At 68.5% G+C, this 25,099-nt stretch carries 26 protein-coding genes and 1 pseudogene; 17 read left to right on the forward strand and 10 right to left on the reverse strand.

Annotated features, from left to right (window positions below; translation table 11 throughout):
- Window positions 1-9 precede the first annotated feature (9 nt).
- Entirely contained in the window at window positions 10-1,632 is a 1,623-nt protein-coding gene (locus ACFQS9_RS08645; protein WP_378403545.1) for a long-chain-fatty-acid--CoA ligase, read from the forward strand.
- Between the two features lie 76 nt (window positions 1,633-1,708).
- Here the strand turns inward: ACFQS9_RS08645 and ACFQS9_RS08650 are convergent, their stop codons facing one another.
- Window positions 1,709-2,824 (reverse strand): NAD(P)H-dependent flavin oxidoreductase, encoded by a 1,116-nt coding sequence (locus ACFQS9_RS08650; RefSeq protein ID WP_378403547.1) that lies wholly within the window; start codon window positions 2,822-2,824, stop codon window positions 1,709-1,711.
- Window positions 2,824-4,482: an acyl-CoA synthetase gene (locus ACFQS9_RS08655; RefSeq protein WP_378403548.1), complete on the reverse strand. Its 1,659-nt coding sequence runs from the start codon at window positions 4,480-4,482 to the stop codon at window positions 2,824-2,826. Before ACFQS9_RS08655 ends, ACFQS9_RS08650 begins: the two co-directional genes overlap by 1 nt.
- A 78-nt stretch (window positions 4,483-4,560) precedes the next feature.
- Here ACFQS9_RS08655 and ACFQS9_RS08660 point away from each other — a divergent pair, with 78 nt between their 5' ends.
- On the forward strand, window positions 4,561-5,385 hold the full coding sequence (locus ACFQS9_RS08660) for a crotonase/enoyl-CoA hydratase family protein (RefSeq protein WP_378403550.1): 825 nt from the start codon (window positions 4,561-4,563) through the stop codon (window positions 5,383-5,385).
- A 107-nt stretch (window positions 5,386-5,492) separates the two neighbouring features.
- Here ACFQS9_RS08660 and ACFQS9_RS08665 read toward each other — a convergent pair whose 3' ends face one another.
- On the reverse strand, window positions 5,493-6,533 hold the full coding sequence (locus ACFQS9_RS08665) for an LLM class F420-dependent oxidoreductase (protein ID WP_378403552.1): 1,041 nt from the start codon (window positions 6,531-6,533) through the stop codon (window positions 5,493-5,495).
- An 84-nt stretch (window positions 6,534-6,617) separates the two neighbouring features.
- Here ACFQS9_RS08665 and ACFQS9_RS08670 point away from each other — a divergent pair, with 84 nt between their 5' ends.
- From ACFQS9_RS08670 to ACFQS9_RS08690, 5 genes are read left to right on the forward strand one after another with little or no spacing between them, the layout of a single operon-like run.
- Window positions 6,618-7,568: a Zn-ribbon domain-containing OB-fold protein gene (locus tag ACFQS9_RS08670; RefSeq protein WP_378403554.1), complete on the forward strand. Its 951-nt coding sequence runs from the start codon at window positions 6,618-6,620 to the stop codon at window positions 7,566-7,568.
- 14 nt (window positions 7,569-7,582) lie between these two features.
- Window positions 7,583-8,650 (forward strand): thiolase domain-containing protein, encoded by a 1,068-nt coding sequence (locus ACFQS9_RS08675; RefSeq protein ID WP_378403556.1) that lies wholly within the window; start codon window positions 7,583-7,585, stop codon window positions 8,648-8,650.
- Window positions 8,650-9,825, forward strand: coding sequence for a thiolase domain-containing protein (locus ACFQS9_RS08680; RefSeq protein WP_378403558.1), 1,176 nt, complete (start codon window positions 8,650-8,652; stop codon window positions 9,823-9,825). Before ACFQS9_RS08675 ends, ACFQS9_RS08680 begins: the two co-directional genes overlap by 1 nt.
- A gap of 12 nt (window positions 9,826-9,837) precedes the next feature.
- Window positions 9,838-10,713, forward strand: a complete 876-nt coding sequence (locus ACFQS9_RS08685) for a TIGR03619 family F420-dependent LLM class oxidoreductase (RefSeq protein WP_378403559.1) — start codon at window positions 9,838-9,840, stop codon at window positions 10,711-10,713.
- Window positions 10,710-11,129: a nuclear transport factor 2 family protein gene (locus ACFQS9_RS08690; protein WP_378403562.1), complete on the forward strand. Its 420-nt coding sequence runs from the start codon at window positions 10,710-10,712 to the stop codon at window positions 11,127-11,129. The genes ACFQS9_RS08685 and ACFQS9_RS08690 overlap by 4 nt, the downstream gene beginning before the upstream one ends.
- A gap of 116 nt (window positions 11,130-11,245) precedes the next feature.
- On the opposite strand, the gene ACFQS9_RS08695 is transcribed toward ACFQS9_RS08690, so the two are convergent.
- The gene (locus ACFQS9_RS08695; RefSeq protein ID WP_378403564.1) at window positions 11,246-11,851 is read right to left on the reverse strand and encodes a DUF4822 domain-containing protein; all 606 of its coding nucleotides are present in this window, start codon (window positions 11,849-11,851) and stop codon (window positions 11,246-11,248) included.
- Between the two features lie 120 nt (window positions 11,852-11,971).
- Between ACFQS9_RS08695 and ACFQS9_RS08700 the strand changes: the two are divergent.
- Both ACFQS9_RS08700 and ACFQS9_RS08705 read left to right on the forward strand, forming a co-directional pair.
- A pseudogene (locus tag ACFQS9_RS08700) lies at window positions 11,972-12,109 on the forward strand (IS3 family transposase); the annotation flags it as partial.
- A gap of 69 nt (window positions 12,110-12,178) precedes the next feature.
- A complete protein-coding gene (locus ACFQS9_RS08705; protein ID WP_378403566.1) occupies window positions 12,179-12,781 on the forward strand; it encodes a DUF459 domain-containing protein in 603 nt (200 codons plus the stop codon).
- Window positions 12,782-12,893: 112 nt separating this feature from the next.
- On the opposite strand, the gene ACFQS9_RS08710 is transcribed toward ACFQS9_RS08705, so the two are convergent.
- Complete coding sequence (locus ACFQS9_RS08710; RefSeq protein WP_378403568.1) at window positions 12,894-14,147, reverse strand: cytochrome P450; 1,254 nt, start codon at window positions 14,145-14,147, stop codon at window positions 12,894-12,896.
- 173 nt (window positions 14,148-14,320) lie between these two features.
- Between ACFQS9_RS08710 and ACFQS9_RS08715 the strand changes: the two genes are divergently transcribed.
- From ACFQS9_RS08715 to ACFQS9_RS08725, 3 genes are all read left to right on the forward strand, one after another.
- On the forward strand, window positions 14,321-15,484 hold the full coding sequence (locus ACFQS9_RS08715; RefSeq protein ID WP_378403570.1) for a steroid 3-ketoacyl-CoA thiolase: 1,164 nt from the start codon (window positions 14,321-14,323) through the stop codon (window positions 15,482-15,484).
- A 7-nt stretch (window positions 15,485-15,491) separates the two neighbouring features.
- Window positions 15,492-15,956 (forward strand): nitroreductase family deazaflavin-dependent oxidoreductase, encoded by a 465-nt coding sequence (locus ACFQS9_RS08720; RefSeq protein WP_378403572.1) that lies wholly within the window; start codon window positions 15,492-15,494, stop codon window positions 15,954-15,956.
- Window positions 15,957-16,062: 106 nt separating this feature from the next.
- Entirely contained in the window at window positions 16,063-16,734 is a 672-nt protein-coding gene (locus ACFQS9_RS08725) for a GNAT family N-acetyltransferase (protein ID WP_378403574.1), read from the forward strand.
- Window positions 16,735-16,808: 74 nt separating this feature from the next.
- On the opposite strand, the gene ACFQS9_RS08730 is transcribed toward ACFQS9_RS08725, so the two are convergent.
- Window positions 16,809-17,723, reverse strand: a complete 915-nt coding sequence (locus ACFQS9_RS08730; RefSeq protein WP_378403576.1) for an SDR family oxidoreductase — start codon at window positions 17,721-17,723, stop codon at window positions 16,809-16,811.
- Complete coding sequence (locus ACFQS9_RS08735) at window positions 17,720-18,499, reverse strand: SDR family oxidoreductase (RefSeq protein WP_027502830.1); 780 nt, start codon at window positions 18,497-18,499, stop codon at window positions 17,720-17,722. Before ACFQS9_RS08735 ends, ACFQS9_RS08730 begins: the two co-directional genes overlap by 4 nt.
- Before the next feature lie 131 nt (window positions 18,500-18,630).
- On the opposite strand from ACFQS9_RS08735, the gene echA20 reads away from it, so the two are divergent.
- Genes echA20 through ACFQS9_RS08755 form a run of 4 tightly spaced genes read left to right on the forward strand, consistent with a single transcriptional unit; the run spans window position 18,631 to window position 22,104 of the window.
- Window positions 18,631-19,392 (forward strand): (7aS)-7a-methyl-1,5-dioxo-2,3,5,6,7,7a-hexahydro-1H-indene-carboxyl-CoA hydrolase, encoded by a 762-nt coding sequence (gene echA20 / locus ACFQS9_RS08740; protein ID WP_378403578.1) that lies wholly within the window; start codon window positions 18,631-18,633, stop codon window positions 19,390-19,392.
- Window positions 19,393-19,406: 14 nt separating this feature from the next.
- Entirely contained in the window at window positions 19,407-20,288 is an 882-nt protein-coding gene (gene ipdA, locus ACFQS9_RS08745; protein ID WP_378403580.1) for a cholesterol ring-cleaving hydrolase subunit IpdA, read from the forward strand.
- Window positions 20,285-21,043: a cholesterol ring-cleaving hydrolase subunit IpdB gene (gene ipdB, locus ACFQS9_RS08750; protein WP_378403582.1), complete on the forward strand. Its 759-nt coding sequence runs from the start codon at window positions 20,285-20,287 to the stop codon at window positions 21,041-21,043. Before ipdA ends, ipdB begins: the two co-directional genes overlap by 4 nt.
- Complete coding sequence (locus ACFQS9_RS08755; protein ID WP_378403584.1) at window positions 21,040-22,104, forward strand: NAD(P)H-dependent flavin oxidoreductase; 1,065 nt, start codon at window positions 21,040-21,042, stop codon at window positions 22,102-22,104. Before ipdB ends, ACFQS9_RS08755 begins: the two co-directional genes overlap by 4 nt.
- A gap of 82 nt (window positions 22,105-22,186) precedes the next feature.
- Here the strand turns inward: ACFQS9_RS08755 and ACFQS9_RS08760 are convergent, their stop codons facing one another.
- Window positions 22,187-22,465, reverse strand: coding sequence for a DUF2277 domain-containing protein (locus tag ACFQS9_RS08760; RefSeq protein ID WP_378403586.1), 279 nt, complete (start codon window positions 22,463-22,465; stop codon window positions 22,187-22,189).
- 180 nt (window positions 22,466-22,645) lie between these two features.
- Here ACFQS9_RS08760 and ACFQS9_RS08765 point away from each other — a divergent pair, with 180 nt between their 5' ends.
- Window positions 22,646-23,185, forward strand: a complete 540-nt coding sequence (locus ACFQS9_RS08765) for a TetR/AcrR family transcriptional regulator (RefSeq protein ID WP_378403588.1) — start codon at window positions 22,646-22,648, stop codon at window positions 23,183-23,185.
- Window positions 23,186-23,270: 85 nt separating this feature from the next.
- Here ACFQS9_RS08765 and ACFQS9_RS08770 read toward each other — a convergent pair whose 3' ends face one another.
- Together ACFQS9_RS08770 and ACFQS9_RS08775 are read right to left on the reverse strand one after the other, a co-directional pair.
- Window positions 23,271-24,422 (reverse strand): acetyl-CoA C-acetyltransferase, encoded by a 1,152-nt coding sequence (locus tag ACFQS9_RS08770; protein ID WP_378403590.1) that lies wholly within the window; start codon window positions 24,420-24,422, stop codon window positions 23,271-23,273.
- A gap of 9 nt (window positions 24,423-24,431) precedes the next feature.
- Complete coding sequence (locus ACFQS9_RS08775; protein WP_378403592.1) at window positions 24,432-25,064, reverse strand: TetR/AcrR family transcriptional regulator; 633 nt, start codon at window positions 25,062-25,064, stop codon at window positions 24,432-24,434.
- Between the last annotated feature and the right edge of the window lie 35 nt (window positions 25,065-25,099).

Below are 25,099 nucleotides of genomic sequence, written 5' to 3' on the forward strand. Positions count from 1 at the left end.
GCTGCACACATGACGACCGCGATGCCCACCGTCACCGATCTGTTGCTCCGGCTTCGAGACGACGACGACCACGGAATCCTGTTCGAGGACAAGAGAATTCCGTGGTCCGAGCACGTCGCACTCAGCGCCGGTCTGGCGGCGGGCCTGGCGGCCCTGTTCGACCCGGCAGCACCCCGACACGTCGGGGTGCTGCTGGACAACGTGCCGGAGTTCTCCCTACTGCTCGGCGCGGCGGCGCTGGGCGGATCGGTCGTGGTGGGCCTGAACACCACCCGGCGCGGCGAGGCACTCGCCGGCGACATCGCGCGCGCCGACTGCCAGGTGGTGGTCACCGACACCGAGCGTCTCGCCCTGCTCGACGGACTCGATCTCGGCGGTGTCCGGGTCCTGACCGTCGACGGCCCCGAGTGGCCGGATCTGCTTGCCGCGCACCGCGGCAGCGCCCCGTCGTCCCCCGCTCCCGCGGGCGACGACCTGTTCATGCTGATCTTCACCTCCGGCACCAGCGGGGACCCGAAGGCGGTCCGGGTGACCCACCGCATGGTGGCGGGACCCGGCGTCATGCTCGCCGAACGGTTCGGGCTGTCCGCCGCCGACACCGCCTACATCTCGATGCCGATGTTCCACTCGGGCGCGGTGATGGCCTGTTGGGCGGTCGCCGTCGCCGTCGGCGCGAACCTCGCGTTGCGCCGCAAGCTCTCTGCGTCCCAGTTCATCCCGGACGTCCGGCGGTTCGGTGCCACCTACGCGCACTACGTCGGCAAGCCCCTCGCCTATGTCCTGGCCACCCCGGAGCAGCCCGACGACGTGGACAACCCGTTGAGGGTGCTCTACGGCAACGAGGGATCACCGTCCGCCATCGCCGAGTTCGGGCGCAGGTTCGACGTCCGGGTGGTCGACGGCTTCGGTTCCACCGAGGGCGGCGTGCTGATCCCACGGAGTCCGGGCACCCCGCCCGGCGCCCTCGGACTGCTCCCCGCCGGCATCGAGGTGCTCGACCCCGACACCGGGACGCCCTGCCCCGCAGCGGAGTTCGACAGCGCCGGTCGGATCGCGAACGCCGACGTCGCGACCGGTGAGCTGGTGAACACCGCGGGCACCGGAAGCTTCGCCGGCTACTACAAGAACCCCGCGGCCGAGGCAGAGCGGGTCCGGAACGGCCAGTACTGGAGCGGCGATCTGGGCTACCGGGACGCCGACGGCTTCGTGTACTTCGCCGGCCGCAGCTCCGGCTGGATGCGGGTCGACGGCGAGAACCTGGGCACCGCCCCGATCGAGGCCATCATCGGCAGGCATCCCGCGGTGGTCGACGTGGCCGCCTACGCCGTGCCCGATCCGCAGGTCGGCGACCGGGTGGCCGTGGCGCTCGTGGCGACCGACGGCTTCGACATCGGCGAGTTCGCCGGATTCCTCGGTGCACAGCCGGATCTGGGCCCGAAGCAGCTGCCGAGCTTCGTCCGGGTCTGCGCGGACCTGCCGCGCACCGCCACCTACAAGGTGCTCGGACGCACCCTGAGCGCCGAGCGCTGGCACAGCACCGACCCGGTCTGGTACCGCGCTCCCGGCGGTGTCGAGTTCGAGCCGGTCACCCAGGAGTTGCGGGCGAAGCTCGACGCCGAGCTGAACTCCTAGACAACGCGAAGGCCGGGTACGAGATTCGTACCCGGCCTTCGCGTGTGGCCTGACTTCCGCTGCGTGGGCGGCGGTGTTACTTGAGCTTGTTCAGTCGCGCGACGGTCGCCTCGAACTCGGCGACCAGATCGGCCATGGAATCGGCGACCGGCCGGATCTCGTTCATCCGCCCGACGATCTGCCCGGCGGGCATCGCCACGACCTCGGGGTTCTCGGAGGCCACGATCCGCTGGTGTGCCTCGCTGACCAGCAGGTTCTGCAGCGGCATCGGCAGTGCCTCGGGTGCACCCGGCTTGGACCAGGCCTCGGTCCACTTGGTCTTGAGCAGCCGGGCCGGCTTCCCGGAGTAGATCCGCGAGCGCACGGTGTCCGAGGACGTCGCGTCGAGCAGCGCGCGCTGGATCGCGGACGGGCCCTCGCCCGACGCGCTGCCCAGCTTGTACTCGGCGGCGGTGAGCCAGTACGAACCCATCCACACGCCGGACGCGCCGAGGCTCAACGCGGCGGCGATCTGACGCCCGCTGCCGATGCCGCCCGCGGCCAGCACGGTGGCGGAATCGCCGACCGCGTCGACGATCTCGGGCACCAGGACCATTGAGGCGATCTCGCCGGTGTGCCCGCCCGCCTCGTAGCCCTGGGCGATGACAATGTCGACACCGTTGGCCACGTGGCCGCGTGCGTGGCTGACCGCGCCCGCCAGTGCGGCGACCGGAACACCGTGTGCGTGCGCCTCGTCGATGATGTCCTTCGGTGGCGACCCGAGCGCATTCGCGATGAGGGCCGGACGGTGCCGCAGCGCGACATCGACCTGAGCCCGGGCCACCGAGTGCAGCCACCCCAGCACACCGGTGGCGTGCTCGACGTCGTCCGAGAGCGGCGGCACGCCGAGCTCGTCGAGCGTGCGGTTGACGAACGCACGGTGCTCCGCCGGGATCAGCTTGTCCAGATCGACGGCCGCCCCCTCGGTGGGGACCTTCGCGGGCATGACGATGTCGACGCCGTACGGCTTGCCGTCGGTGTTCTCGTCCATCCAGCTGAGGGTGGCCTCGAGCTCGTCCGGATCGTTGAACCGCACGCAGCCCAGCACGCCGAGCCCGCCCGCCCGCGACACCGCCGCCGCGACATGCTCCGACGGGGTGAAGGCGAAGATCGGGTACTGGATGCCGAACTTGTCGGCCAGCTCGTTACGCATCAGCTTGCACTTGCGGACGCGGACGCACCGTTGTGGTCGTCGGCGTCGCGCAGTTCGGTCTGTTCCTTGGCCCAGCGGTAGTCGGGCTTGCCGGCGGGCGAGCGCTTGATCTCGTCGACGAACCAGAGGCTGCGCGGCACCTTGTAGCCGGCGATCTCCTTGCGGGCCGCCGTCACCAGGTCGGCGAGGCTCGGGCGGGCGCCCTCACGGGTGGCCACGACGGCGGCGACCCGCTGGCCGAAGCGCTCGTCGGGCACGCCGACCACCAGCACGTCGAAGACGTCCGGGTGCGACTTGAGCGCGCCCTCGACCTCTTCCGGGTAGATCTTCTCGCCGCCGCTGTTGATGGAGACCGAGCCGCGGCCGAGCATCGTGACGGTGCCGTCCGCCTCGACCGTGGCGTAGTCGCCGGGGATCGAGTAGCGGGTGCCGTTGATGACCTTGAAGGTCGCGGCCGTCTTGACCTCGTCCTTGTAGTAGCCGAGCGGGATGTGGCCGTGGCGGGCCAGCATGCCGACCTTGCCCGAGCCCGGCTCCACCTTGTTGCCGTCCTCGTCGAGGACGTCGGTGGAGGCATCGATCTTCACCCGCGGTCCGCCGGTGTGCTCGAAGCCCTTGGTCACCGTGCTCAGCCCGCCGAAACCGGTCTCCGAGGAGCCGATGGAGTCGGTGATCAGGCGGTTGGGCAGCAGGTCGAGGAACTGCTCCTTGAGAGCCGGCGAGAACAGCGCGGCGCTGGACGCCATCACGTAGAGCGTCGACAGATCGTAGGGCTCGCCGGTCTTCGGGTTGCCCTCGACGAGGGCGTCGAGCATCGGACGCGCCATCGCGTCGCCGGTGATGAAGATGAGGTTGACCTTGTGCTCGTCGATGACCTGCCACACCTCGTGGGCGTTGAACTCGGGGTGCATGACGCAGGTGCCGCCGCCGAAGAGGCTGTGGAACACCGCCGACTGGGCACCGCCGTGGATCATCGGGGGGATCGGGAACCGGACCATCGCCGGGTTCGCGGCACCGACCTTGGCCTGCTCCCACTCGTCCTCGACGACCTCGCCGGTCACGAAGTTGGTGCCGCCGCCGAGCACACGCCACCAGTCCTCGTGGCGCCACATCACACCCTTCGGCGCGCCGGTGGTACCACCGGTGTAGAGCATGAAGATGTCGTCTGGGCTGCGGTCACCGAAGTCGCGCTCGGGCGAACCGAGGGACAGGGCGTGCTCGTACTCGACGCCGTCGAAGGCGGAGTAGTCGAGGTCGGTGCCGTCCTCGACCACGATGACCGTCTTGACCAGTGGGGTGTTGGGTAGCACATTGGCCACCTTGTCCACGTAGCGACGCTCGACGATCAGCGCGGCCATGTCCGAGTTGTCGAAGATGTATTGCAACTCGTTCTCGACGTAGCGGTAGTTCACGTTGACCATCACCGCGCGGGCCTTGAACACCGCGACCATCGACTCGATTGCCTCGATGGTGTTGCGGCTGTAGATGCCCACCTTGTCACCCGGCTTGACGCCCTGATCCTGCAGGTAGTGGGCGAGTCGGTTGGCCCGCTCCTCCAACTGCGCGTAGGTGATCTCGCGCTCGCTGTCCCGCAGCGCGACGCGCTCGGGATTCAGGTCGATGGAGTGCTCAACGAAGTCTGCGATATTTAGGGCCACGCCCATAAAGTAGAACGTGTTACCGTTTCTGGCAAGAGCCAGTATGAGACTCAACTCACACGATATCGGGAGCCGAGAGTGTCCTCCACCACAGCCGAGATTTCCGACATTTCGGAACGATCCGCACACTGCCTCGTCGAGAAGCGCGGCCATGTCCTCATCGTGACGATGAATCGCCCCGAGGCCCGCAACGCCCTGTCCGGCGAGATGATGGCGATCATGACCGAGGCCTGGGACCAGGTCGATGCCGACCCGGACATCCGCGTCGCGATCCTGACCGGAGCCGGGGGCACGTTCTGCGCCGGCATGGACCTCAAGGCCATGAACAAGAACGCCCCCGGCGACACGTTCGCCAAGGGCGGCATGGACCTGACCAAGCTGCCGGCGCTGCTCAAGGGCCGCCGACTGACCAAGCCGCTGATCGCCGCCGTCGAGGGCGCGGCCATCGCCGGCGGCACCGAGATCCTGCAGGGCACCGACATCCGGGTCGCGGGCGAGAGCGCCAAGTTCGGCGTCTCCGAGGCGCGGCTGGGACTGTTCCCGCTCGGCGGCTCGGCGGTCCGCCTGGTCCGCCAGATCCCCTACACCGTTGCCGCCGAGATCCTGCTCACCGGCCGGAACGTCCCGGCGCCCGAGGCCAAGGAACTCGGCCTGATCGGCCACGTCGTCCCGGACGGACAGGCGCTGACCAAGGCGCTCGAGATCGCCGACGCGATCGCCGCCAACGGCCCGGTCGCCGTCCAGGCGATCCTCAAGACCATCCGCGTCACCGAGGGCATGCACGAGGAGGAGGCCTTCAAGCTCGAGGCCGAGATCGGCGCCGAGGTGTTCAAGAGCGACGACGCCAAGGAGGGTCCGCGCTCGTTCGCCGAGAAGCGCGCCCCGAAGTTCCAGGGCAAGTAGCCCGCGGATCGACAGTAGAACCCAAGACCCCGGCGGCTCGACACCGAGCCGCCGGGGTTTTGTTCGCCGCGGGCGCTCCCGCAATCCTGGAACGTGTTCCACCCGCCTCAGGCGGGGTTGACCGCCGCCACGAGCTGACGCATGTGCTCGACGTTCCGACAGGTCACCAGCAGCATGGTGACGCCGGCTTCCTCCCACTGCTTGACCTGGGTGCGCACCTCGTCCACGTTGCCGATGATCATCGTGTCGGTGACCATCTGGTCCGGGACGATCGCGGCCGCCTCTTCCTTGCGGCCCGACAGGAAGAGCCTGCCGATCTCCTTGACCTCCTCGCCGTATCCCATCCGGGTGTACACCTGGGCGTGGAAGTTCAGCTCGGGCGCACCCATCCCGCCGACGTACAGCGCGGTGATCGGCTTGAGCTTCGCGATCTCCGCGGCCCGGTCGTCGGTGATGACGACCTGACAGGTGGCCGCGATCTCGAAGTCCTCGCGGCTGCGCCGGGCGCCCGGGCGCGCGAAACCCTCGTCGAGCCATTCGTTGTACATCGGCGCCAGGCGCGGGGTGTAGTAGATCGCCAGCCAGCCGTCGGCGATCTCCGCGGTCAGTGCGACGTTCTTCGGGCCCTCCGCACCGAGCCAGATCGGCAGGTCAGCGCGCAGCGGATGGGTGATCGGCTTGAGCGGCTTGCCGAGCCCCATGCCCCCCTCGCCGCGGTACGGCAGCGGGTAGTGCGGGCCGTCGTTGGTCACCGGCGCCTCCCGTGCGAGCACCTGCCGCACGATCGAGACGTACTCGCGGGTGCGCGCCAACGGCTTCGGGAAGGGCTGTCCGTACCAGCCCTCGACGACCTGCGGCCCGGAGACACCGAGGCCGAGGATCGCCCGGCCACCGGAGAGGTGGTCGAGGGTCAGCGCGTGCATCGCGGCACCGGTGGGCGTCCGGGCGGACAGCTGTGCCACCGAGGTGCCGAGCCGGATCCGCTCCGTGCTCGAGCCCCACCACGCCAGCGGGGTGAACGCGTCGTTGCCCCACGACTCGGCCGAGAAGACCGCGTCGAATCCCGCCGTATCGGCCTCGGTCACCAACTCCTGGGCATTGGCGGGGGGCTGCGCGCCCCAGTATCCGAGTTGCAACCCAAGCTTCACGAAAATCCTCCAGTTCAACAGTGACTATTGCCAGTGGAATAAGAACCTGTTCTACTCGACTTTGTGACCCCTGAAAAGACCCAAGTGGCCGAGCAGCCCCTGAGGGCACCACTAAATCTCAAATTCGACTACACGCGGTCCGTTGGACCGACCATCGGAGCATTCGTCACCGGCCTACGCGACCGGAAGGTCGTAGGCGCCCGTGGCTCCGATGGTCGCGTCCACGTGCCGCCGACGGAGTTCGACCCCACCACCCACGAGCCGATGACCGACTTCGTCGACGTCTCGGACACCGGCACTGTCGTCAGCTGGACGTGGATGCCTGATCCCATCGAGGGTCAGCCACTGAGCCACCCGTTCGCGTGGGCGCTGGTCAAGTTGGACGGCGCCGACACGTCGATCCTGCACGCCGTCGACGCCGGATCGGCGGACGCGATGAGTACCGGTATGCGGGTGCGGGTCCGCTGGGCCGACGAGCGCACCGGGCACATCCGCGACATCGCGTGCTTCGAACCCGGCGAGAGCGAGTCGACCCCGGCGCCGTCCGGCGGCGAGCCCGTCACCGACATCGTCACCCCGATCGACCTGCACTACACGCACACCGCCTCGTTCGAGGAGACCTACTACCTCCTCGGTCTGATGGAGGGCAAGATCATCGGTGGCCGCACCGACGCGAACGGCAAGGTCTACGTGCCGCCGCGCGGCGCCAACCCGACCGACGGCATGCCGACCAAGGAGCAGGTCGAGGTGTCCGACAAGGGCGTCATCACGACCTTCTGCATCGTCAACGTCCCGTTCCTGGGCCAGTCGATCAAGCCCCCGTATGTCGCGGCCTACGTCCTGCTCGACGGCGCGGACATCCCGTTCCTGCACCTGATCCTCGAGGTCGATCCGGCCGAGGTCCGGATGGGCATGCGGGTCGAGGCCGTCTGGCGGCCGAAGGAGGAGTGGGTGTACTCACTCCGGAACGTCTCCCATTTCCGTCCCAGCGGCGAGCCGGACGCGGACTACGACACCTACAAGCACCACCTCTAGGAGCCGAAAAGACCATGACAGACATTGCAGTCGTCGGCTTCGCACAGGCCCCCCATGTGCGCGAGACAACCGGCACCACCAACGGTGTCGAGATGCTCGTCCCCTGCTTCCAACAGTTGTACGCGGAGCTCGGAATCACCAAGTCCGACATCGGTTTCTGGTGCTCGGGATCCTCCGACTACCTGGCCGGCCGCTCGTTCTCGTTCATCTCCGCGATCGACTCGATCGGGGCCGTGCCGCCGATCAACGAGTCGCACGTCGAGATGGACGCCGCCTGGGCGCTGTACGAGGCCTGGGTCAAGATCATGACCGGTGAGGTCGACACCGCGCTGGTGTACGGCTTCGGCAAGTCCTCCGCAGGCAACCTGCGGCAGATCCTCGCGATGCAGACCGACCCGTACCTGGTCGCCCCGCTGTGGCCGGACTCCGTCTCCATGGCAGGCCTGCAGGCCCGGATCGGGCTCGAGGCAGGCAAGTGGACGGCCGAGGACATGGCGCAGATCGCCAAGCGCAGTCGCGCCGCCGCGAAGAGCAACCCGAACGCGCAGCTCTCCGGCGACGTCGACATCGAAACGCTGCTGGCGTCCGAGTACGTCGCGGACCCGCTGCGCGCGCACGACTGCGCGCCGATCACCGACGGTGCGGCCGCGATCATCCTGGCCCGCGGCGACCGCGCCCGCGAGCTGTGCGAGCGGCCCGCGTGGATCACCGGGATCGAGCACCGGATCGACTCCCCCGTCATCGGGTCGCGCGACCTGACCACGTCGCCGTCGACCGCGGCCGCAGCCCGCGCCGCGACCGGTGGTGACGTCTCGAACATCGACGTCGCCGAGCTGCACGCCCCGTTCACGCATCAGGAGATCATCCTGCGCGAGGCGATCGGGCTGACCGACGCCACCACGATCAACCCGTCGGGCGGTCCACTGACCGGCAACCCGATGTTCTCCGGCGGCCTCGAGCGCATCGGCTATGCGGCACAGAAGATCATGAGCGGTGACGCGCAGCGCACCCTCGCCCACGCCACCAGTGGCCCTGTGCTGCAGCAGAACCTGGTCGCAGTCATGGAAGGACGCAACAACTGATGGCGAAGCAATTGGCAGCCGTCCTCGGCACAGGCCAGACCTACTACGTCGCCAAGCGCCACGACGTCACGATGGCAGGCATGATCCGCGAGGCGGTCGACCGCGCGATGGCCGACGCCCACGTCGGCTGGGACGACATCGACGCCATCGTGATCGGTAAGGCACCCGACCTGTTCGAGGGGTCGATGATGCCGGAGCTCGCGATGTCGGATGCGCTGGGCGCCAACGGTAAACCGCTGCTGCGCGTGCACACCGCCGGCTCGGTCGGCGCCTCGACCGGCAATGTCGCGGCCAGCCTGGTGCAGTCCGGTGTCCACAAGCGGGTGCTCGCCGTGTCGTGGGAGAAGCAGTCCGAGTCCAACGCGATGTGGGCGCTGTCCACGCCGGTGCCGTTCACGATGCCGGTCGGCGCGGGCGCGGGCGGGTTCTTCGCGCCGCACGTGCGCTCGTACATCCGCCGATCGGGCGCCCCCGACCACATCGGTGCGATGGTGGCCGTCAAGGACCGCCGCAACGGGGCGATGAACCCGTACGCGCACCTCAAGCAGCCCGACATCACCGTCGAGTCGGTGCAGGCGTCCCAGATGCTCTGGGACCCCATCCGTTACGACGAGACCTGCCCGTCGTCGGACGGCGCCTGCGCGATCGTCATCGGCAACGAGGACGCAGCGAAGGAGATCCTCTCCGAGGGGCGCAAGGTCGCGTGGATCCACGCCACCGCGATGCGCACCGAGCCGCTGGCGTACGCCGGCCGCAATGTCGCCAACCCGCAGGCAGGCCGGGACGCCGCGGCCGCGCTGTGGAAGGCCGCGGGCATCACCGATCCGCTCACCGAGATCGACGAGGCCGAGATCTACGTGCCGTTCTCCTGGTTCGAGCCGATGTGGCTGGAGAACCTCGGCTTCGTGCCGGAGGGCCAGGGTTGGAAGTTCACCGAGGCAGGCGAGACCGCGATCGGCGGTCAGATGCCGGTCAACGCGTCGGGCGGCGTGCTCTCGTCGAATCCGATCGGCGCGTCCGGCATGATCCGCTACGCCGAATCGGCGATGCAGGTGATGGAGCGGGCCGGTGACCACCAGGTCGACGGCGCACGCAAGGCCTTCGGTCACGCGTACGGCGGTGGCTCGCAGTACTTCGCGATGTGGGTGGTCGGCACCGACCGCCCGACCAACTAGAAGGGACGCGCAGTGAAGTTCACCGTCGGAATCGCGATGAGCCCGCTCGATCAGCTCATCCCGCTCGCGCAGACCGCCGAGGAGTGCGGGTTCGCCAACATCGCCCTGCCGGACTCGCTGTTCTACATGGAGACGGCGGCGGCGGACTACCCGTACACCCCCGACGGCTCCCGGATGTGGAATGCCGAGACGCCGTGGGTGGATCCGCTGATCGCCGCTGCGGCGCTGGGCGCGGCCACCACCACCATCGGCTTCTACACGAACGTGCTCAAGCTGGGGTCGCGGAACCCGCTGCTGCTCGCGCGGCAGGTCGGGTCCGTGGCGAACCTGACCGGGAACCGGTTCGGTTTCGGCGTCGGGATCGGCTGGGCGCCGGAGGAATTCGAGTGGTGCGGCGTGCCGTTCAAGAAGCGCGGTGCCCGCGTCGACGAGATGATCGAGATCATCAAGTTGACCCTCGCGGGCGGCATGGTCGAGTTCCACGGCGAGTTCTACGATTTCGACCGGCTCCAGATCAGCCCCGCACCGAGCAAGCCGGTGCCGTTCTACGTCGGCGGACACACCGACGTGGCGCTGCGCCGGGCCGCCCGGGTGGGCGACGGCTGGACCTCGGCGATGATGAAGTTCAAGGACCTCGTCGAGACCAAGCGCAAGCTCGATGATCTGCGGGCCGAATACGGCCGCGCGGATGAGCCTTTCGAGATGCAGGCCGTGTGCATCGACCGCTTCGGCAAGGACGGCTATGCCGAACTCGCCGGTGCGGGCATCACCGACGCCATCGTGGTGCCGTGGATCTTCGACGGCGTGCCGTTCGACGGTCCGCTCGAGGCGAAGCAGGACTCGCTGCGCAAGTTCGCGGTCGACAACATCGCGGGAGGTGCGTCATGACCGATACCGCGACGGAGCACCCCGTCCGGATCGCCTCGCGCGCGTCGCAGTCCGCCGCGAGCGGCAAGCGCAAGGAGGAGTGGCTGGCGCTGTTCGCGGAGGACGGTTGGGTCGAGGACCCGGTCGGCCGTTCGGGTTTCGACCCCGAGGGCAAGGGCCACCACGGCCGCGAGGCCATCGCCCGCTTCTACGACATGACCATCGCGAACACCGAGTCACTGGTCTTCGACATCAGGGACACCCTGCAGTGTGGTGACGAGATGGTCTACATCGGCAGCATCCGGTCCGTGGTGGCCGGCAACCAGATCGACGCCGAGGGCGTGTTCATCTACCGGGTGAACGACGAAGGCAAGCTGCAGTCGATCCGGGCCTTCTGGGAGGTCGACCGGGCGATGAAGACGCTCGTCAAGCTGTAATACCCCACACGACCGAAGGGCCGCACCCCGTAAATGCTGGTGGGGCCTGCTGGCGCTCCCAGAACACACAGAAGGCCCGGCCCCCATCGGGGACCGGGCCTTCTGTGTTGTTCGGGTCAGTGGCTGTTGCCGTTGTTGAAGTGGTAGCCGGCGTTGCCGTTGCCGCCCTGGTTGCCGTTCGCGCCGGGGCCGCGGCCGTCGGTGCCGGGCTCGACGTGGTTGGTCTTGGTGTGCACGATGTCGTAGTAGACGCTCGTGTCGGCTGCGTTCGGGAAGATGCGGTAAGTGAAGACGTTCTTGTCGAGCTGGGTGATCGGGACGACACGCTGGAAGAGAACCTGGCCGGCGTCGTTCTTCGCGTTGATCCAGCGCTCGGAGCCGTCGGGGTTGACGGTCCAGTCGCCGTGCAGCTTGGGGCTGTCGTCGAGGTTGTACATCGTGTACGTGCCGTCTGCCTTGAAGTAGGCCCAGCCCACGAAGTTCGAGACGGCCGGGTTGTCGAGGGCGACGCGGTTGCCGTCCTGGTCGATCGCGCTGGTGGTCTTCCACGGGGTCGAGGCGAGCACATCCGAGGGGGTCTGCGCGACGCGGAACGAGGCGACGGACGCCGGCGCGGCGGGTGCGGCGGCAGCGGCGGCGGTCGGGGCGATCGCGAGTGCGGCGAGCACGACGGTCGAGGCGGCGACAGCGGTACGGCGGGAGATCGGCGAGATGATGTTCATGTCCTCCACGTTACGAATCGGGCACAGGGGCCCACATCATCCGATCGGCTATTTACTCGGGCACCGAACAGATGATCCGGAGCTGGATGCAGCCGGGTAGACGCACCACACCCCGCGAGCCGGTCCCCAAGCACGGTTGCTCCGAACCTGCTTGAGCGTGACTTCGAAGCCAGCGCGCCGAACTAGAAATGGATCCCCGATGTGACCGAGTTCCGCGTCGGCGATAACAAGCTCTACTTGTCACCGGTGATGGAAATCGAGGTGCGGCCCTTCTCGTTTGACGGCAGAGTGGGTCCGACCGCAGCCGATCGGGAGGACGATATTTCAGTGCAATGGCAATCGGAGGACCTCCGGATCTGTTTCGTCGGCGACTCTTTCGTCGCGGGCGTCGGCGACGAGACCGCGCTCGGCTGGACCGGCAGGCTGCTGGCCCGCAGCGCGCGGGCGGGACGACCGGCCACCGGCTACAACCTGGGGATCCGACGCGACACCTCGACCGACATCCGGGCGCGGCTGCGCGAGGAGGTCGAGCGCCGCAGGCCCACGGGCACGGAGCTGCGACTGGTGTTCTCGTTCGGCGTCAACGACGCGACCGACGAGGGCGTCGGTCCACGGGTCCCCGCCACGACCTCACGCGACAACCTGATCCACTGCCTGGACGTCGCCGGGGACGCGCCGGTCCTCTTCGTCGGCCCACCACCCGTGCACGACGAGGAGCACAACCGCCGGATCCTCCTGCTCAACAACGATTTCCGCGAGATCTGCGATGCGTGCGGCTGCACCTTCGTCGACGTGTTCACCGCGCTGGAGAAGCACGACATCTGGCGTCGGCAGGTGCGCGACGGCGACGGCGCCCATCCGCGGTCCGACGGCTATACGGCCCTGTTCGAACTGGTGGCGCCCGCCTGGGACGAATGGCTCCGCAGCTGAGGCGACGAGTGGCTGCGCCACTGGGGCCGCAGGCCGACCGATACGAAAACGGCAGCGCCGGCGCGGCGAACCCGCGCCGGCGCTGCCGGATGGTGCTGGTGGATCGACTGCCCTAGTGGGCGACCGGGCAGCCGCCGGTCTTGTAGTCGACCTGGTACTCCTTGATGCCGTTGAGCCAGCCGGAGCGCAGGCGGCGGGTCTCGCCGACCTCGGTGATGTCCGGGAGGAAGTCGGCGATCGCGTTGAAGATCAGGTCGATCTCCATGCGCGCCAGGTTGGCGCCGAGGCAGTAGTGGGCGCCGGTGCCGCCGAACGACAGGTGCGGGTTCGGGTCGCGCAGGATGTCGAACTTCTCCGGGTTCTCGAACACCTCCTCGTCGAAGTTCGCCGAGACGTAGTTCATCACCACGCGCTGGCCCTTCTTGATCGCGACGCCGCCGATCTCGGTGTCCTCGAGCGCGGTGCGCTGGAAGGCGGCGACCGGGGTGGCCCAGCGGATGATCTCGTCCGCCGTGGTCTTCGGGCGCTCCTTCTTGTACAGCTCCCACTGCTCGGGGTTGTCGATGAAGGCCTTCATGCCGTGCGTGGTGGCGTTGCGGGTGGTCTCGTTGCCGGCCACCGCCAGCACGATCACGAAGAAGCCGAACTCCTCGGGGCTGAGCTCGTCGCCGTCGATGTCCGCCTCGATGAGCGTGGTGACGAGGTCGTTGCCCGGGTTCTGCTTGCGCGCCTCGGCCAGCTGGTAGGCGTATCCGAGGACCTCCATCGACGCGGCGGCCGGATCGATGTCGGCGAACTCGGGGTCGTCGTACGAGGTCATCTGGTTGGACCACTCGAAGACCTTGCCGCGATCCTCCTGCGGCACACCGATGAGCTCGGCGATGGCCTGCAGCGGCAGCTCCGCCGCGACCTGGGTGACGAAGTCGCCGCTGCCCTCGGCGGCGGCGGCCTTGACGATGGCCTCGGCGCGATCCTTGAGCTCGTCCTTGATCCCGTTGATCGCGCGCGGGGTGAACCCACGGGAGACGAGCTTGCGCAGCTTGGTGTGCTCCGGCGCGTCCTTGTTCAGGAGCACGAAGCGCTGCAGCTCGATGGCCTCGCGCTGCATGTCGTCCGCGAAGCGCGGGATGACGGTGTTCTCCCAGGCGGAGAACACGTCGCTGCGCATCGAGACGTCGCGGATGTCCTCGTGCCGAGTGACCAGCCAGTAGCCACCGTCGTTGAACCCGCCGACACCGTCGGGCTGCTCGACCCAGTACACCGGCTCGGCCTTGCGGACCTCGGCGAGTTCTTCCACCGGCAGCCGGTGCGCGTAGATATCGGGGTCCGTAAAGTCGAATCCCGCGGGAATGTTGGGCTGTGCCACTGTTGTCTCCTGCCATCGCGATCGGCGCCGCGCGTGATGTGGAACACGTTCTACAAAGATTGAAGCATAGAGCTTCGATGGGGGAAAGACTAGGCAAAGAACTGGGCGCATTCTCCTTGCTCAAGAGGGAGAACCTGTTCTACTTTTTGTAGACACGTGGAAAGGAGCCCGCCGTGGGCACACCAGTAATCGTCGAGGCAGTCCGTACCCCGATCGGCAAGCGAGGCGGATGGCTGTCCGGCCTGCACGCGGCGGAGACCCTGGGCGCGGTTCAGGTCGGGATTCTCGAGCGGGCGGGCATCGACCCCGCGATCGTCGAGCAGGTCATCGGCGGCTGCGTCACCCAGGCCGGCGCCCAGTCCAACAACGTCACCCGCACCGCCTGGCTGGCGGCGGGCCTGCCGTGGCAGGTCGGCGCCACCACCATCGACTGCCAGTGCGGCTCCGCGCAGCAGGCCAACCACCTGATCGCCGGCCTCATCGCCACCGGCGCCATCGACATCGGCATCGCCTGCGGTGTCGAGCAGATGAGCCAGGTCCCGCTCGGCGCCAACGTCGGCACCGAGGCCGGCCCGCGCCGCCCCGCGTCGTGGGACATCGACATGCCCAACCAGTTCGAGGCGGCCGAACGAATCGCCAAGCGCCGCGGCATCACCCGCGACGACATCGAGGCACTGGGCGTGCGCTCGCAGGCGCTGGCGAAGCAGGCGTGGGCGGAGGGCCGCTTCGACCGCGAGGTCCTGCCCGTGACGGCGCCCGTCATCGGCGAGGACAAGCTGCCCACCGCCGAGACCACCGTGGTCTCCCGGGACCAGGGCCTGCGCGACACCACCGCGGAGTCGCTCGCCAAGCTCAAGCCGGTGCTCGAGGGCGGCATCCACACCGCGGGCACCGCCTCCCAGATCTCCGACGGCGCCGCCGCGGTGCTGCTGATGGACTCCGACCGCGCCCTGGCGCTCGGCCTCAAGCCCCGCGCCCGGATCGTCTCCCAGGTGCTCGTCGGCGCCGAGCCGGAGTTCCACCTCGACGGACCGGTGCAGGCCACCGCCAAGGTGCTCGAGAAGGCCGGCATGAAGATCGGCGACCTCGACCTGTTCGAGGTCAACGAGGCCTTCGCCTCCGTCGCGCTGTCCTGGGCCCGGGTGCACGGCCCGGACATGGACAAGGTCAACGTCAACGGCGGCGCGCTCGCGCTCGGCCACCCCGTCGGCAGCACCGGCTCGCGACTGATCACCACCGCCCTGCACGAGCTCGAGCGCCGCGACGCCTCGACGGCGCTGATCTCCATGTGCGCGGGTGGCGCACTGGCCACCGGCACCATCATCGAGCGGATCTGATCCGGCCATGAAGCGCCCACCGCTGCTCGACACGCAGTTCACCCGAGTCCTGATCAAGTGGATGTCGAAGTCGAACGTCGTCGCGTATCGGGCGACCGGTGGGCGCCTCGGCGGCAAGTGGCGGGTCGGCAGCGCCGCGAAGAGCGGCCTGCCGATCTGCCTGCTCACCACCACCGGGCGCAAGTCCGGGGAGCCTCGGGTGAGCCCCCTGCTCTACCTGGAGGACGGCGACCGGATCGTGCTGGTCGCCTCGCAGGGCGGCCAGCCCAAGAACCCGCTCTGGTACCTCAACATCAAGGCCGATCCGAACGTGACGATCCAGATCCGTTCGCAGGTACGGAACATGGTCGCGTCCGTGGCCGAGGAGGACGAGCGGGCGCAGTTGTGGCCGAAGCTGGTCGAGATGTATCCCGAATTCGACGACTACCAGTCCTGGACGGACCGGACAATTCCCGTGATCGTCTGTTCGTAGCAATTGCGGGCCCGGTGACAGACAATCTGGGGGGAGCCCGCAGGATTGCGCACCCGGCAGATGCGAGCTCCGCTGTTGCACACTCAACGGATAGGGAGATTTCGTCATGACGGCTGGCCCCCAAGATCAGATCCTGGACCGACGCGAGCTCGCCTCCGCACTGCTGCGGGCGCTCGATCTGCGACACGAGGTCCTCGATGCCATCGTCGACAGTGACGACCACGCGGCCGCCGTGCGCAGTGTGAGCGCGCTCCTCGAGACCACCGAGGACAACGCGAACGCGGTGCTGGGTCTGCAGCTCGGGCGCCTGACCAAGCTCGAGCGCGATCATCTCCGCGACGAGGTGACCAACCTGGACGCCACCCTGAAGTGGCTGCCGGAACAGCGCCCGTTCAGCACCGGGACGAACGTGCGCCTGCGCCCCTTCACCTACGACGACGAGGACGCGGCACTCTACCGCCGGCGCTCTGCCGAGCAGCTCGACGACGACGGCACCCCGTGGGGGGCGGATCGCATCGAGGAAGAACGCCGGGCGGGCCTGAGCCGGGTCGACGAGGAGACCGCGGCGTGGTTCGTCGCGGAGAACACCAGCGGCGACCGGCCGGAATGCGTCGGGCTCGTGTTCGGCGAACTGCACGGCGGCGAGGTGGAGCTCGCGGTGTGGGTCGCGCCCGAGTCACGCAAGCAGGGCTACGGCACCGCGGTCATCAAGCTGTCGCGGCCCGAACTCGCCGCCTACTTCCCCGGCACGACGGTCATCGTCCGCTCCCCCGCCTAGGCGCCGCGCCCGTGCGCGGTTGACGAGTCCACACACTCGTCAACCGCGCACGGGCGGCGCAGCCGCCTTACGCCTTACGCCCCGTAGACCGGGGTGGGGGTCTCCGCCTTCTCGAGCAGATCGGCAACGACGGGGCCGATCTCCTTCGGATCCCAGCGCTCGCCCTTGTCCTGGGTGGGGCCGTGGCGCCAGCCCTCGGCGACGGTGATCTTGCCGCCCTCGACCTCGAACACCCGGCCGCTGACGGCCTTCGACTCGGTGCTGCCCAGCCAGACCACCAGCGGGGAGATGTTCTCCGGCGCCATCGCGTCGAAGCCCTCCTCGGGGGCGGCCATCGCCTCGGCCATCGCGCCGCCCGCGCCCACCGTCATCCGGGTGCGCGCCGCGGGCGCGATCGCGTTGACGGAGACGCCGTAGTTCTTCAGCTCGGCGGCGGCCTGGATGGTCATCTCCGCGATGCCCGCCTTGGCGGCCGCGTAGTTGCCCTGGCCGATGCTGCCCTGCAGGCCTGCACCCGAGCTGGTGTTGATGATCCGCGCGTCCACCGGGCGGCCGGCCTTGGACTCGGCGCGCCAGTAGGCGGCCGCGTGCCGCAGCGGGGCGAAGTGACCCTTGAGGTGCACCCGGATGACCGAGTCCCACTCCTCCTCGCTCATCCCGACCAGCATCCGGTCACGCAGGAAGCCCGCGTTGTTGACCAGCACGTCGAGGCCACCGAAGTTGTCGATGGCGGTCTTGATCAGGTTCTGCGCGCCGTCCCAGTCCGCGACGTCGTCGCCGTTCACCACGGCCTGACCGCCCGCGGCGATGATCTCCGCGACAACCTGCTCGCCGGGGCTCTCGCCGGTCGCGGAGCCGTCGCCGCCGACGCCGATGTCGTTGACGACGACCTTCGCGCCCTCGGCCGCGAACGCCAGCGCGTGCGCCCGTCCGATACCGCGGCCCGCGCCCGTCACGATGACGACGCGACCGTCTACAAGTCCGCTCACTTCTTGGTCTCCTCTGCTGTTGATGCCGCCAGGAAGGCGGGGCGCTCGCCGCCGCCGTGCACGGTCAGTGTCGAACCGCTGACGTAGGACGCCAGCGGCGATGCCAGGAAGGTCGCACAGTTCCCGATGTCCTCGGGCCGCGCCATCCGACCCAGCGGGACGGTCTCGCTCACCGCGGCGAGGCCGTCGGCCCCGCCGTAGTGCAGGTGACTCTGCTCGGTCTCGACGAGCCCGACGACGATCGAGTTCACCCGGACCTTCGGCGCCCATTCCACCGCGAGGCTGGCCGCCAGGCTATCGATGCCCGCCTTGGCCGCGCCGTAGGCGGCGGTGCCCGGCGAGGGGCGACTGCCGCTGACGCTGCTGATCATCACGATCGAGCCGCCGGTGTCCTGCTTCTGCATGACGGCGTTCGCGATCTGCGAGATCAGGAGCGGCGCGAGCAGATTGAGCTCGACGATCTTCGAGTGAAAGCGCGGGCTGGCGTCCGCGGCGAGGGCGTAGGGCGCCCCACCCGCGTTGTTGACGACCGCGTCGAGGCGACCGTGGGTGGCGACGATCGAATCGATCATCGACTGCACCTGCTCGGCGTCGCGCAGGTCGCAGGAGATGAACTCCACGCCGCGGCCATCCACCTCGATCGGCTCGTCGGCCGGCCGTCGCGCGCAGGTCACCACCGTGGCGCCCGCGCGCAGAAAGGCGCGGCTGATGCCCGCACCCACACCACGCACTCCGCCGGTGACCAGCACCACGCTGCCGTCAAGACCTAGCTCCACCAGTACCTCCACTGTCAGGGATTCTCTGCGGGTCGGGGGCCATCCGCCGAAAAGCGAACTCCAGCCCGACCCGCAGGTGTGCTAACTTACCAAGCAATCGCTTGGTTTGGCGACCTACCTAAGGAAACACGATGGGAATCACTTCCAAATCCGACGGGTCCGGCATCACCACGGTCACCGTCGACTACCCGCCCGTGAACGCCATCCCGTCTAAGGGATGGTTCGAACTGGCCGACGCCGTCCTCGCGGCGGGCAAGGATCCGAGCACCCACGTGGTGATCCTGCGGGCCGAGGGCCGCGGCTTCAACGCAGGCGTCGACATCAAGGAAATGCAGGCCACCGAGGGCCACGGCGCGCTGATCGACGCCAACCGCGGCTGCGCTGCGGCCTTCTCCGCGGTCTACGACTGCGAGGTTCCCGTCGTGGTCGCCGTCAACGGCTTCTGCGTCGGCGGCGGCATCGGCCTGGTCGGCAACGCGGACGTCATCGTCGCGTCCGACGACGCGATCTTCGGCCTGCCCGAGGTCGACCGCGGCGCACTCGGTGCGGCCACGCACCTCGCGCGCCTGGTCCCCCAGCACATGATGCGCACGCTGTACTACACGGCCAAGAACGTCGACGCCCAGACGCTCAAGCACTTCGGCTCCGTCTACGACGTCGTCCCGCGCTCCGAGCTCGACGCGTGTGCACTCAAGATCGCCGGCGAGATCGCCGCCAAGGACACCCGGGTCATCCGGCGCGCCAAGGAAGCCATCAACCGCATCGACGTGATGGACGTGCACACCAGCTACCGGATCGAGCAGGGCTTCACCTTCGAGCTGAACCTCGCCGGCGTCGCCGACGAGCACCGCGACGAGTTCGTCGCCACCGGCAAGCCGCGCGCGAACAAGTAGGGAGTTGAAAGACAATGCGTGACAAGAGGATGTCGCTCGACGAGGTCGTCGGCGAACTGCGCAGTGGCATGACGATCGGCCTCGGCGGCTGGGGCTCGCGCCGCAAGCCGATGGCGTTCGTGCGCGCGATTCTGCGCTCGGACATCACCGACCTGACCGTCGTCACCTACGGCGGACCGGACCTCGGCCTGCTGTGCTCGGCCGGCAAGGTCAAGAAGGCCTACTACGGCTTCGTGTCCCTGGACTCCGCACCGTTCTACGACCCGTGGTTCGCCAAGGCCCGCACCACCGGCGCCATCGAGGTCCGCGAGATGGACGAGGGCATGGTCAAGTGCGGCCTCGAGGCCGCCGCGGCCCGCCTGCCCTTCCTGCCGATCCGCGCGGGACTCGGCTCGGACGTCCAGAACTTCTGGGGCGACGAGCTCAAGACCGTCACCTCGCCGTACGCCGACGAGTCCGGCAAGGCTGAGACCCTCATCGCGATGCCCGCGCTGAACCTCGACGCGTCGTTCGTGCACCTGAACCTGGGCGACAAGCACGGCAACGCCGCCTACAACGGCGTCGACCCGTACTTCGACGACCTGTACTGCATGGCCGCCGAGAAGCGCTACGTCTCCGTCGAGCGCATCGTCGAGACCGAGGAGCTGGTGAAGGCCGTTCCGCTGCAGTCGCTTCTGCTCAACCGCATGATGGTCGACGGCGTCGTGGAGGCCCCGAACGGCGCCCACTTCACGCTCGCGGGCGAGAGCTACGGCCGCGACGAGAAGTTCCAGCGTCACTACGCCGAGGCCGCCAAGACCCCCGAGTCGTGGCAGGTCTTCGTCGACACCTACCTGTCCGGCAGCGAGGACGACTACCAGGCCGCCGTCAAGAAGTTCGCAGAGGAGCAGGCATGACCTCCACCGAGACCATCACCCGCGCGGAGTACTGCGCGATCGCGTGCGCCGAGATCTTCTCGGGCGCAGGCGAGATCATGGCCAGCCCGATGTCGACGCTGGCGACCATCGGCGCGCGCCTGGCCCGGCTCACCACCGAGCCCGACCTGCTCATCACCGACGGCGAGGCGCTGATCTTCAGCGACACCCCCGCGGTCGGCGCCAAGGCCCCGATCGAGGGCTGGATGCCGTTCCGCAAGGTGTTCGACGTCGTGGCCTCCGGTCGCCGTCACGTGGTCATGGGCGCCAACCAGCTCGACCGCTACGGCAACCAGAACCTCTCCGCGTTCGGCCCGCTGCAGCAGCCGACCCGGCAGATGTTCGGCGTCCGCGGCGCCCCCGGCAACACCATCAACCACGCCACCAGCTACTTCGTCCCCAAGCACACCTCGCGGGTGTTCGTGGACAAGGTGGACGTCGTCTCCGGCATCGGCTACGACAAGGTCGATCCCGAGAACCCCGCGTTCAAGTACCTGCATCTGCACCGCGTGGTGAGCAACCTCGGGGTCTTCGACTTCGGCGGACCGGACCACACCCTGCGGGCGCTGAGCCTGCACCCGGGGGTCACCGCGGACGAGGTCGCCGAGAACACCTCCTTCGAGGTCGCCGGGCTGGCCGAGGCTGGCGTGACCCGCGAGCCCACCGCCGAGGAGCTGCGCTTGATCCGCGAGGTCATCGACCCACGCGGACTGCGTGAGCGCGAGGTCCAGGCATGACCGCCGTGCTGCGCACGGCGCTGACCGAACTGGTCGGCATCGAGCACCCGATCGTGCAGACCGGCATGGGTTGGGTGTCCGGCCCGCGCCTGACCGCGGCCACCTGCAACGCGGGCGGCCTCGGCATCCTCGCCTCGGCGACGATGACCTACGAGGAGCTCGAGGCGGCGATCAAGAAGACCAAGCAGCTCACCGACAAGCCGTTCGGCGTCAACATGCGCGCCGACGCGTCGGACGCCGGGCAGCGGTGCGACCTGCTGATCCGCGAGGGCGTCAAGGTCGCCTCGTTCGCGCTGGCGCCGAAGAAGGACCTGATCAGCAAGCTCAAGGACAACGGCGTCGTCGTGGTGCCCTCGATCGGTGCCGCCAAGCACGCGGTCAAGGTCGCCTCGTGGGGCGCGGACGCGGTGGTCGTGCAGGGCGGCGAGGGCGGCGGGCACACCGGTGGCGTCGCGACGACGCTGCTGCTGCCGTCGGTCCTCGACGCGGTCGACATCCCGGTGATCGCCGGCGGCGGCTTCTTCGACGGTCGCGGCCTGGCGGCGGCGCTGTCCTACGGCGCCGCGGGCGTCGCGATGGGCACCCGCTTCCTGCTCACCAGCGACAGCGCGGTCCCGGATTCGGTCAAGCAGGAGTACCTCAAGCGCGATCTACAGGGCACCACGGTGTCGGTGAAGGTCGACGGCATGCCGCACCGCGTGCTCAACACCGACCTGGTGAACAGCCTCGAGAAGTCCAGCTACATCCGGGGACTCGTCGCGGCGGCCAAGAACGCGCCGAAGGTCAGGAAGATGACCGGCAACTCCTGGCCGACCCTCCTCAAGGAGGGTCTGGCGATGCGCAAGAACACGGACAAGACGTGGCTGCAGATCGTCATGAACGCCAACACCCCGATGCTGCTCAAGGCCGGCCTGGTCGACGGCGACACCGAGGCCGGCGTGCTCGCGTCCGGTCAGGTGGTCGGCATGATCGACGACCTGCCGAGCTGCCAGGAGCTGATCGACCGGATCGTGGCCGACGCCGTGAAGCGGATCGACGCGCTGGGCGCGCTGCGCGCCTGACCGGCACCGCCGGTGCGCGCCTGAGCGCACTCCCCCACGTCGAAGGGCACCATCGGCCGGTTCATCCGGCCGGCGGTGCCCTTCAGCCGTTCGCGGCTGCCGCGGCCATCCGCGCGCGGACGTCGGGCCTGCGCAGCGGCGGCACCGTCGCGGGCGGCTGCTTGCGGGCGGGAAGCACGCCGAGCAGCCGCATCGTGGTGGCGGTGACCTCGGCCACCGCCTGCTCGAAGGGTTCCCTGGTGGCGTCAGACAGCTTCTGGACGCCGCTCACCTTCCGGACGTACTGACGGGCGGCCGCCTCGATCTCCTCCGCGGTGGCGGCCGGCTCGAGGCCGCGGAGCTCGGTGATGTTTCGGCACATATCCCGACGATAGCGCTGAGCCGCATCCCACAGTGTGATGAGTTCCGTGTCACCCCGTAACGAGTTTGGCTCCGGGGGCAATCCGCTCCGGTAATGTCCGGCGATGTGAATGGATCCGGAGATCGTCCTGTCGAACCGGCTGGCCCCGGCCGGCCCCGAGATCCCCAGGTCGACCGCGCGGTGCTCGCGGCGACCGTCGAGCTGCTCATCGAGGCCGGGTATCAGAAGACCACCATCCAGGCCATCGCCCGGAGGGCGAAGGTCAGTGCACCCGCGATCTACCGACGCTGGGCCACCCGCGAAATGATCATCGAGGACGCGGTTTTCGAGCTCAAGGGCGGAGACTTCACGCTGCCCGAGCCCACCGACGACCTACGCGCCGACCTGCTGGCGTGGACCAAGATGTTCCTGGGGCGCATTGCCGACCCGGCGGCACGCTCGGCCATCCCCGGGCTACTGTCCACCTGGATGCACAACGACGGGGTGTACGCGCGTGTCGTCCAGCTGGCCGAATTGCCCGCCAGGAGAGCGTTGATCGCACGAATCCTCCACGAGGTCCCCGGGGCGTCCGACAAGGCGGAGTCGACCGCCGACATCGTGTTCGACCTGTTGGTCTCGGCGACGATGATCCGCGGGGTCTCACGTGGCCACGAGGACGAAGAGCAATGGTGTGAGCGCATCGCCGACGCACTGACCGCCCTCATCGGCACCATCCGCTGACCCCGCGGCCGACACGCAGTTCGGCCCCGCGCTCCCTCGTTCGCGGTGAGTGCGGGGCCGAACCTGTTTGTGCCGAAAGGACTTTCTAGCCCAGGCGCTCGATGATGGTGACGTTCGCGGTGCCGCCGCCCTCGCAGATGGTCTGCAGGCCGTAGCGTCCACCCGTCCGCTCGAGCTCGTTGAGCATCGTCGCGAACAGCTTGGTGCCGGTCGCGCCGAGCGGGTGCCCGTTCGCGATCGCGCCGCCGTTGACGTTGACCTTCGCCGGATCCGCGCCGATCTCCTTGATCCAGGACAGCACGACGGGGGCGAACGCCTCGTTGATCTCGATGACGTCGATGTCGTCGATGGTCAGGCCGGTCTTCTCCAGCGCGTACTTGGTCGCCGGGATCGGCGCGCTGAGCATGAGGATCGGCGAGGCGCCGCGGGCGCTGAGGTGATGGATCCGGGCGCGGGGCTTGAGCCCGTGTGCCTCGACCGCGGCCTCGGAGGCGAGCAGCGTCGCGCTCGCACCGTCGGAGATCTGGCTGGCCAGCGCCGCGGTGAGGCGTCCACCCTCGGTCAGGGTCTTGAGTCCGGCCATCTTCTCCAGGCTGGTCTCGCGGGGGCCCTCGTCGATGCTGAACTCGCCGACCGGCACGATCTCCTTGTCGAAGCGTCCCTCGGCGATCGCCTTGCGTGCGCGCTCGTGGCTCTGCAGCGCCCAGCGCTCCATCTCCTCGCGGCTGATGTCCCACTTCTCCGCGATCAGCTCGGCGCCGTGGAACTGCGAGACCTCCTCGTCGCCGTAGCGGTGCTCCCAGCCCTTCGAACCCTTGAACGGGGTCTCGAAACCGAACTGCTCGCCGACGACCATCGCCGAGGCGATCGGGATCATGCTCATGTTCTGGACGCCGCCGGCCACCATCAGGTCCGCGGTCCCGCTGAGGATCGCCTGGGCCGCGAAATGCAGTGCCTGCTGGCTCGATCCGCACTGACGGTCGACGGTGACCCCGGGCACCTCCTCGGGGTAGCCCGCCGCCAGCCACGCGGTGCGGGCGATGTTGCCGGCCTGCGGACCGATGGCGTCGACACAGCCGAAGACGACGTCGTCGATCTCGTTCGGGTCGACCTGGTTGCGCTCGAGCAGCTGCTTGATCACCCCGGCGCCGAGGTCCGCGGGGTGCACCGCGGAGAGGGCGCCGCCCTTCTTTCCGACAGCGGTGCGGATGGCGTCAACAATGTATGCCTCAGGCATGGAAACTCCCTACGAATCGGACCGTGACTGCGGGCTCGAGAGCCCGTCGAGCACAATGGCGAGATACTGCTTGGCGACCGTTTCCGCGGTCATCGGGCCTCCCGGCCGGTACCAACGCACCGGCACCCAGACGGTGTCGCGCATGAAGCGGTACACCAGCTCCACGTCGATGTCGGGGCGGAAGCTGCCGTCCTCGATGCCGGCCTCGAGGACCGAGACCCACAGGCCGCGGAACTCCTTGTTGCGCTCGGTGATGTACTCGAAGCGCTCGTTGCCGACCAGATGCTTGGCCTCGTCCTGATAGATCGCGACCGCGGCGTGCGAACCGTCGATCGCCTCGAACGACGCGACCACCATCGCCTCGAGGGTGGCGCGCGATCCGAGCCCGGCCGCGACGATGTCGCGGTAGCGGCCGAACAGCTCGTCCAGGAAGCCCTTGAGGATCTCGTCGACCATCGACTCCTTGGAATCGAAGTGGTGATAGAGACTGCCGGACAGGATCCCGGCCGAGTCGGCGATGTCGCGCACCGTGGTGGCACGCAGACCGCGCTCGGCGAACAGGGACGCGGCCAGCGCGAGGAGTTCGGCGCGGCGGCCGGACTTGCTGGCAGACTCTTCGGCAGCTCTCGGCGGAGGGGTCACACCCGACAGCGTATCAACCAAGCGCTTGTTAGGGT

This window comes from Rhodococcus daqingensis, assembly GCF_042665615.1.
Classification (GTDB): Bacteria; Actinomycetota; Actinomycetes; order Mycobacteriales; family Mycobacteriaceae; genus Rhodococcus_G; species Rhodococcus_G daqingensis.

Coding starts and splice junctions, on each gene's coding strand:
- ACFQS9_RS08645 (WP_378403545.1), top strand. CDS start 10: ATGACGACCGCGATGCCCACCGTCACCGATCTGTTGCTCCGGCTTCGA.
- ACFQS9_RS08650 (WP_378403547.1), bottom strand. CDS start 2,824: ATGCGTAACGAGCTGGCCGACAAGTTCGGCATCCAGTACCCGATCTTC.
- ACFQS9_RS08675 (WP_378403556.1), top strand. CDS start 7,583: ATGACAGACATTGCAGTCGTCGGCTTCGCACAGGCCCCCCATGTGCGC.
- ACFQS9_RS08680 (WP_378403558.1), top strand. CDS start 8,650: ATGGCGAAGCAATTGGCAGCCGTCCTCGGCACAGGCCAGACCTACTAC.
- ACFQS9_RS08690 (WP_378403562.1), top strand. CDS start 10,710: ATGACCGATACCGCGACGGAGCACCCCGTCCGGATCGCCTCGCGCGCG.
- ACFQS9_RS08695 (WP_378403564.1), bottom strand. CDS start 11,851: ATGAACATCATCTCGCCGATCTCCCGCCGTACCGCTGTCGCCGCCTCG.
- ACFQS9_RS08720 (WP_378403572.1), top strand. CDS start 15,492: ATGAAGCGCCCACCGCTGCTCGACACGCAGTTCACCCGAGTCCTGATC.
- ACFQS9_RS08725 (WP_378403574.1), top strand. CDS start 16,063: ATGACGGCTGGCCCCCAAGATCAGATCCTGGACCGACGCGAGCTCGCC.
- echA20 (WP_378403578.1), top strand. CDS start 18,631: ATGGGAATCACTTCCAAATCCGACGGGTCCGGCATCACCACGGTCACC.
- ipdA (WP_378403580.1), top strand. CDS start 19,407: ATGCGTGACAAGAGGATGTCGCTCGACGAGGTCGTCGGCGAACTGCGC.
- ipdB (WP_378403582.1), top strand. CDS start 20,285: ATGACCTCCACCGAGACCATCACCCGCGCGGAGTACTGCGCGATCGCG.
- ACFQS9_RS08755 (WP_378403584.1), top strand. CDS start 21,040: ATGACCGCCGTGCTGCGCACGGCGCTGACCGAACTGGTCGGCATCGAG.
- ACFQS9_RS08760 (WP_378403586.1), bottom strand. CDS start 22,465: ATGTGCCGAAACATCACCGAGCTCCGCGGCCTCGAGCCGGCCGCCACC.
- ACFQS9_RS08770 (WP_378403590.1), bottom strand. CDS start 24,422: ATGCCTGAGGCATACATTGTTGACGCCATCCGCACCGCTGTCGGAAAG.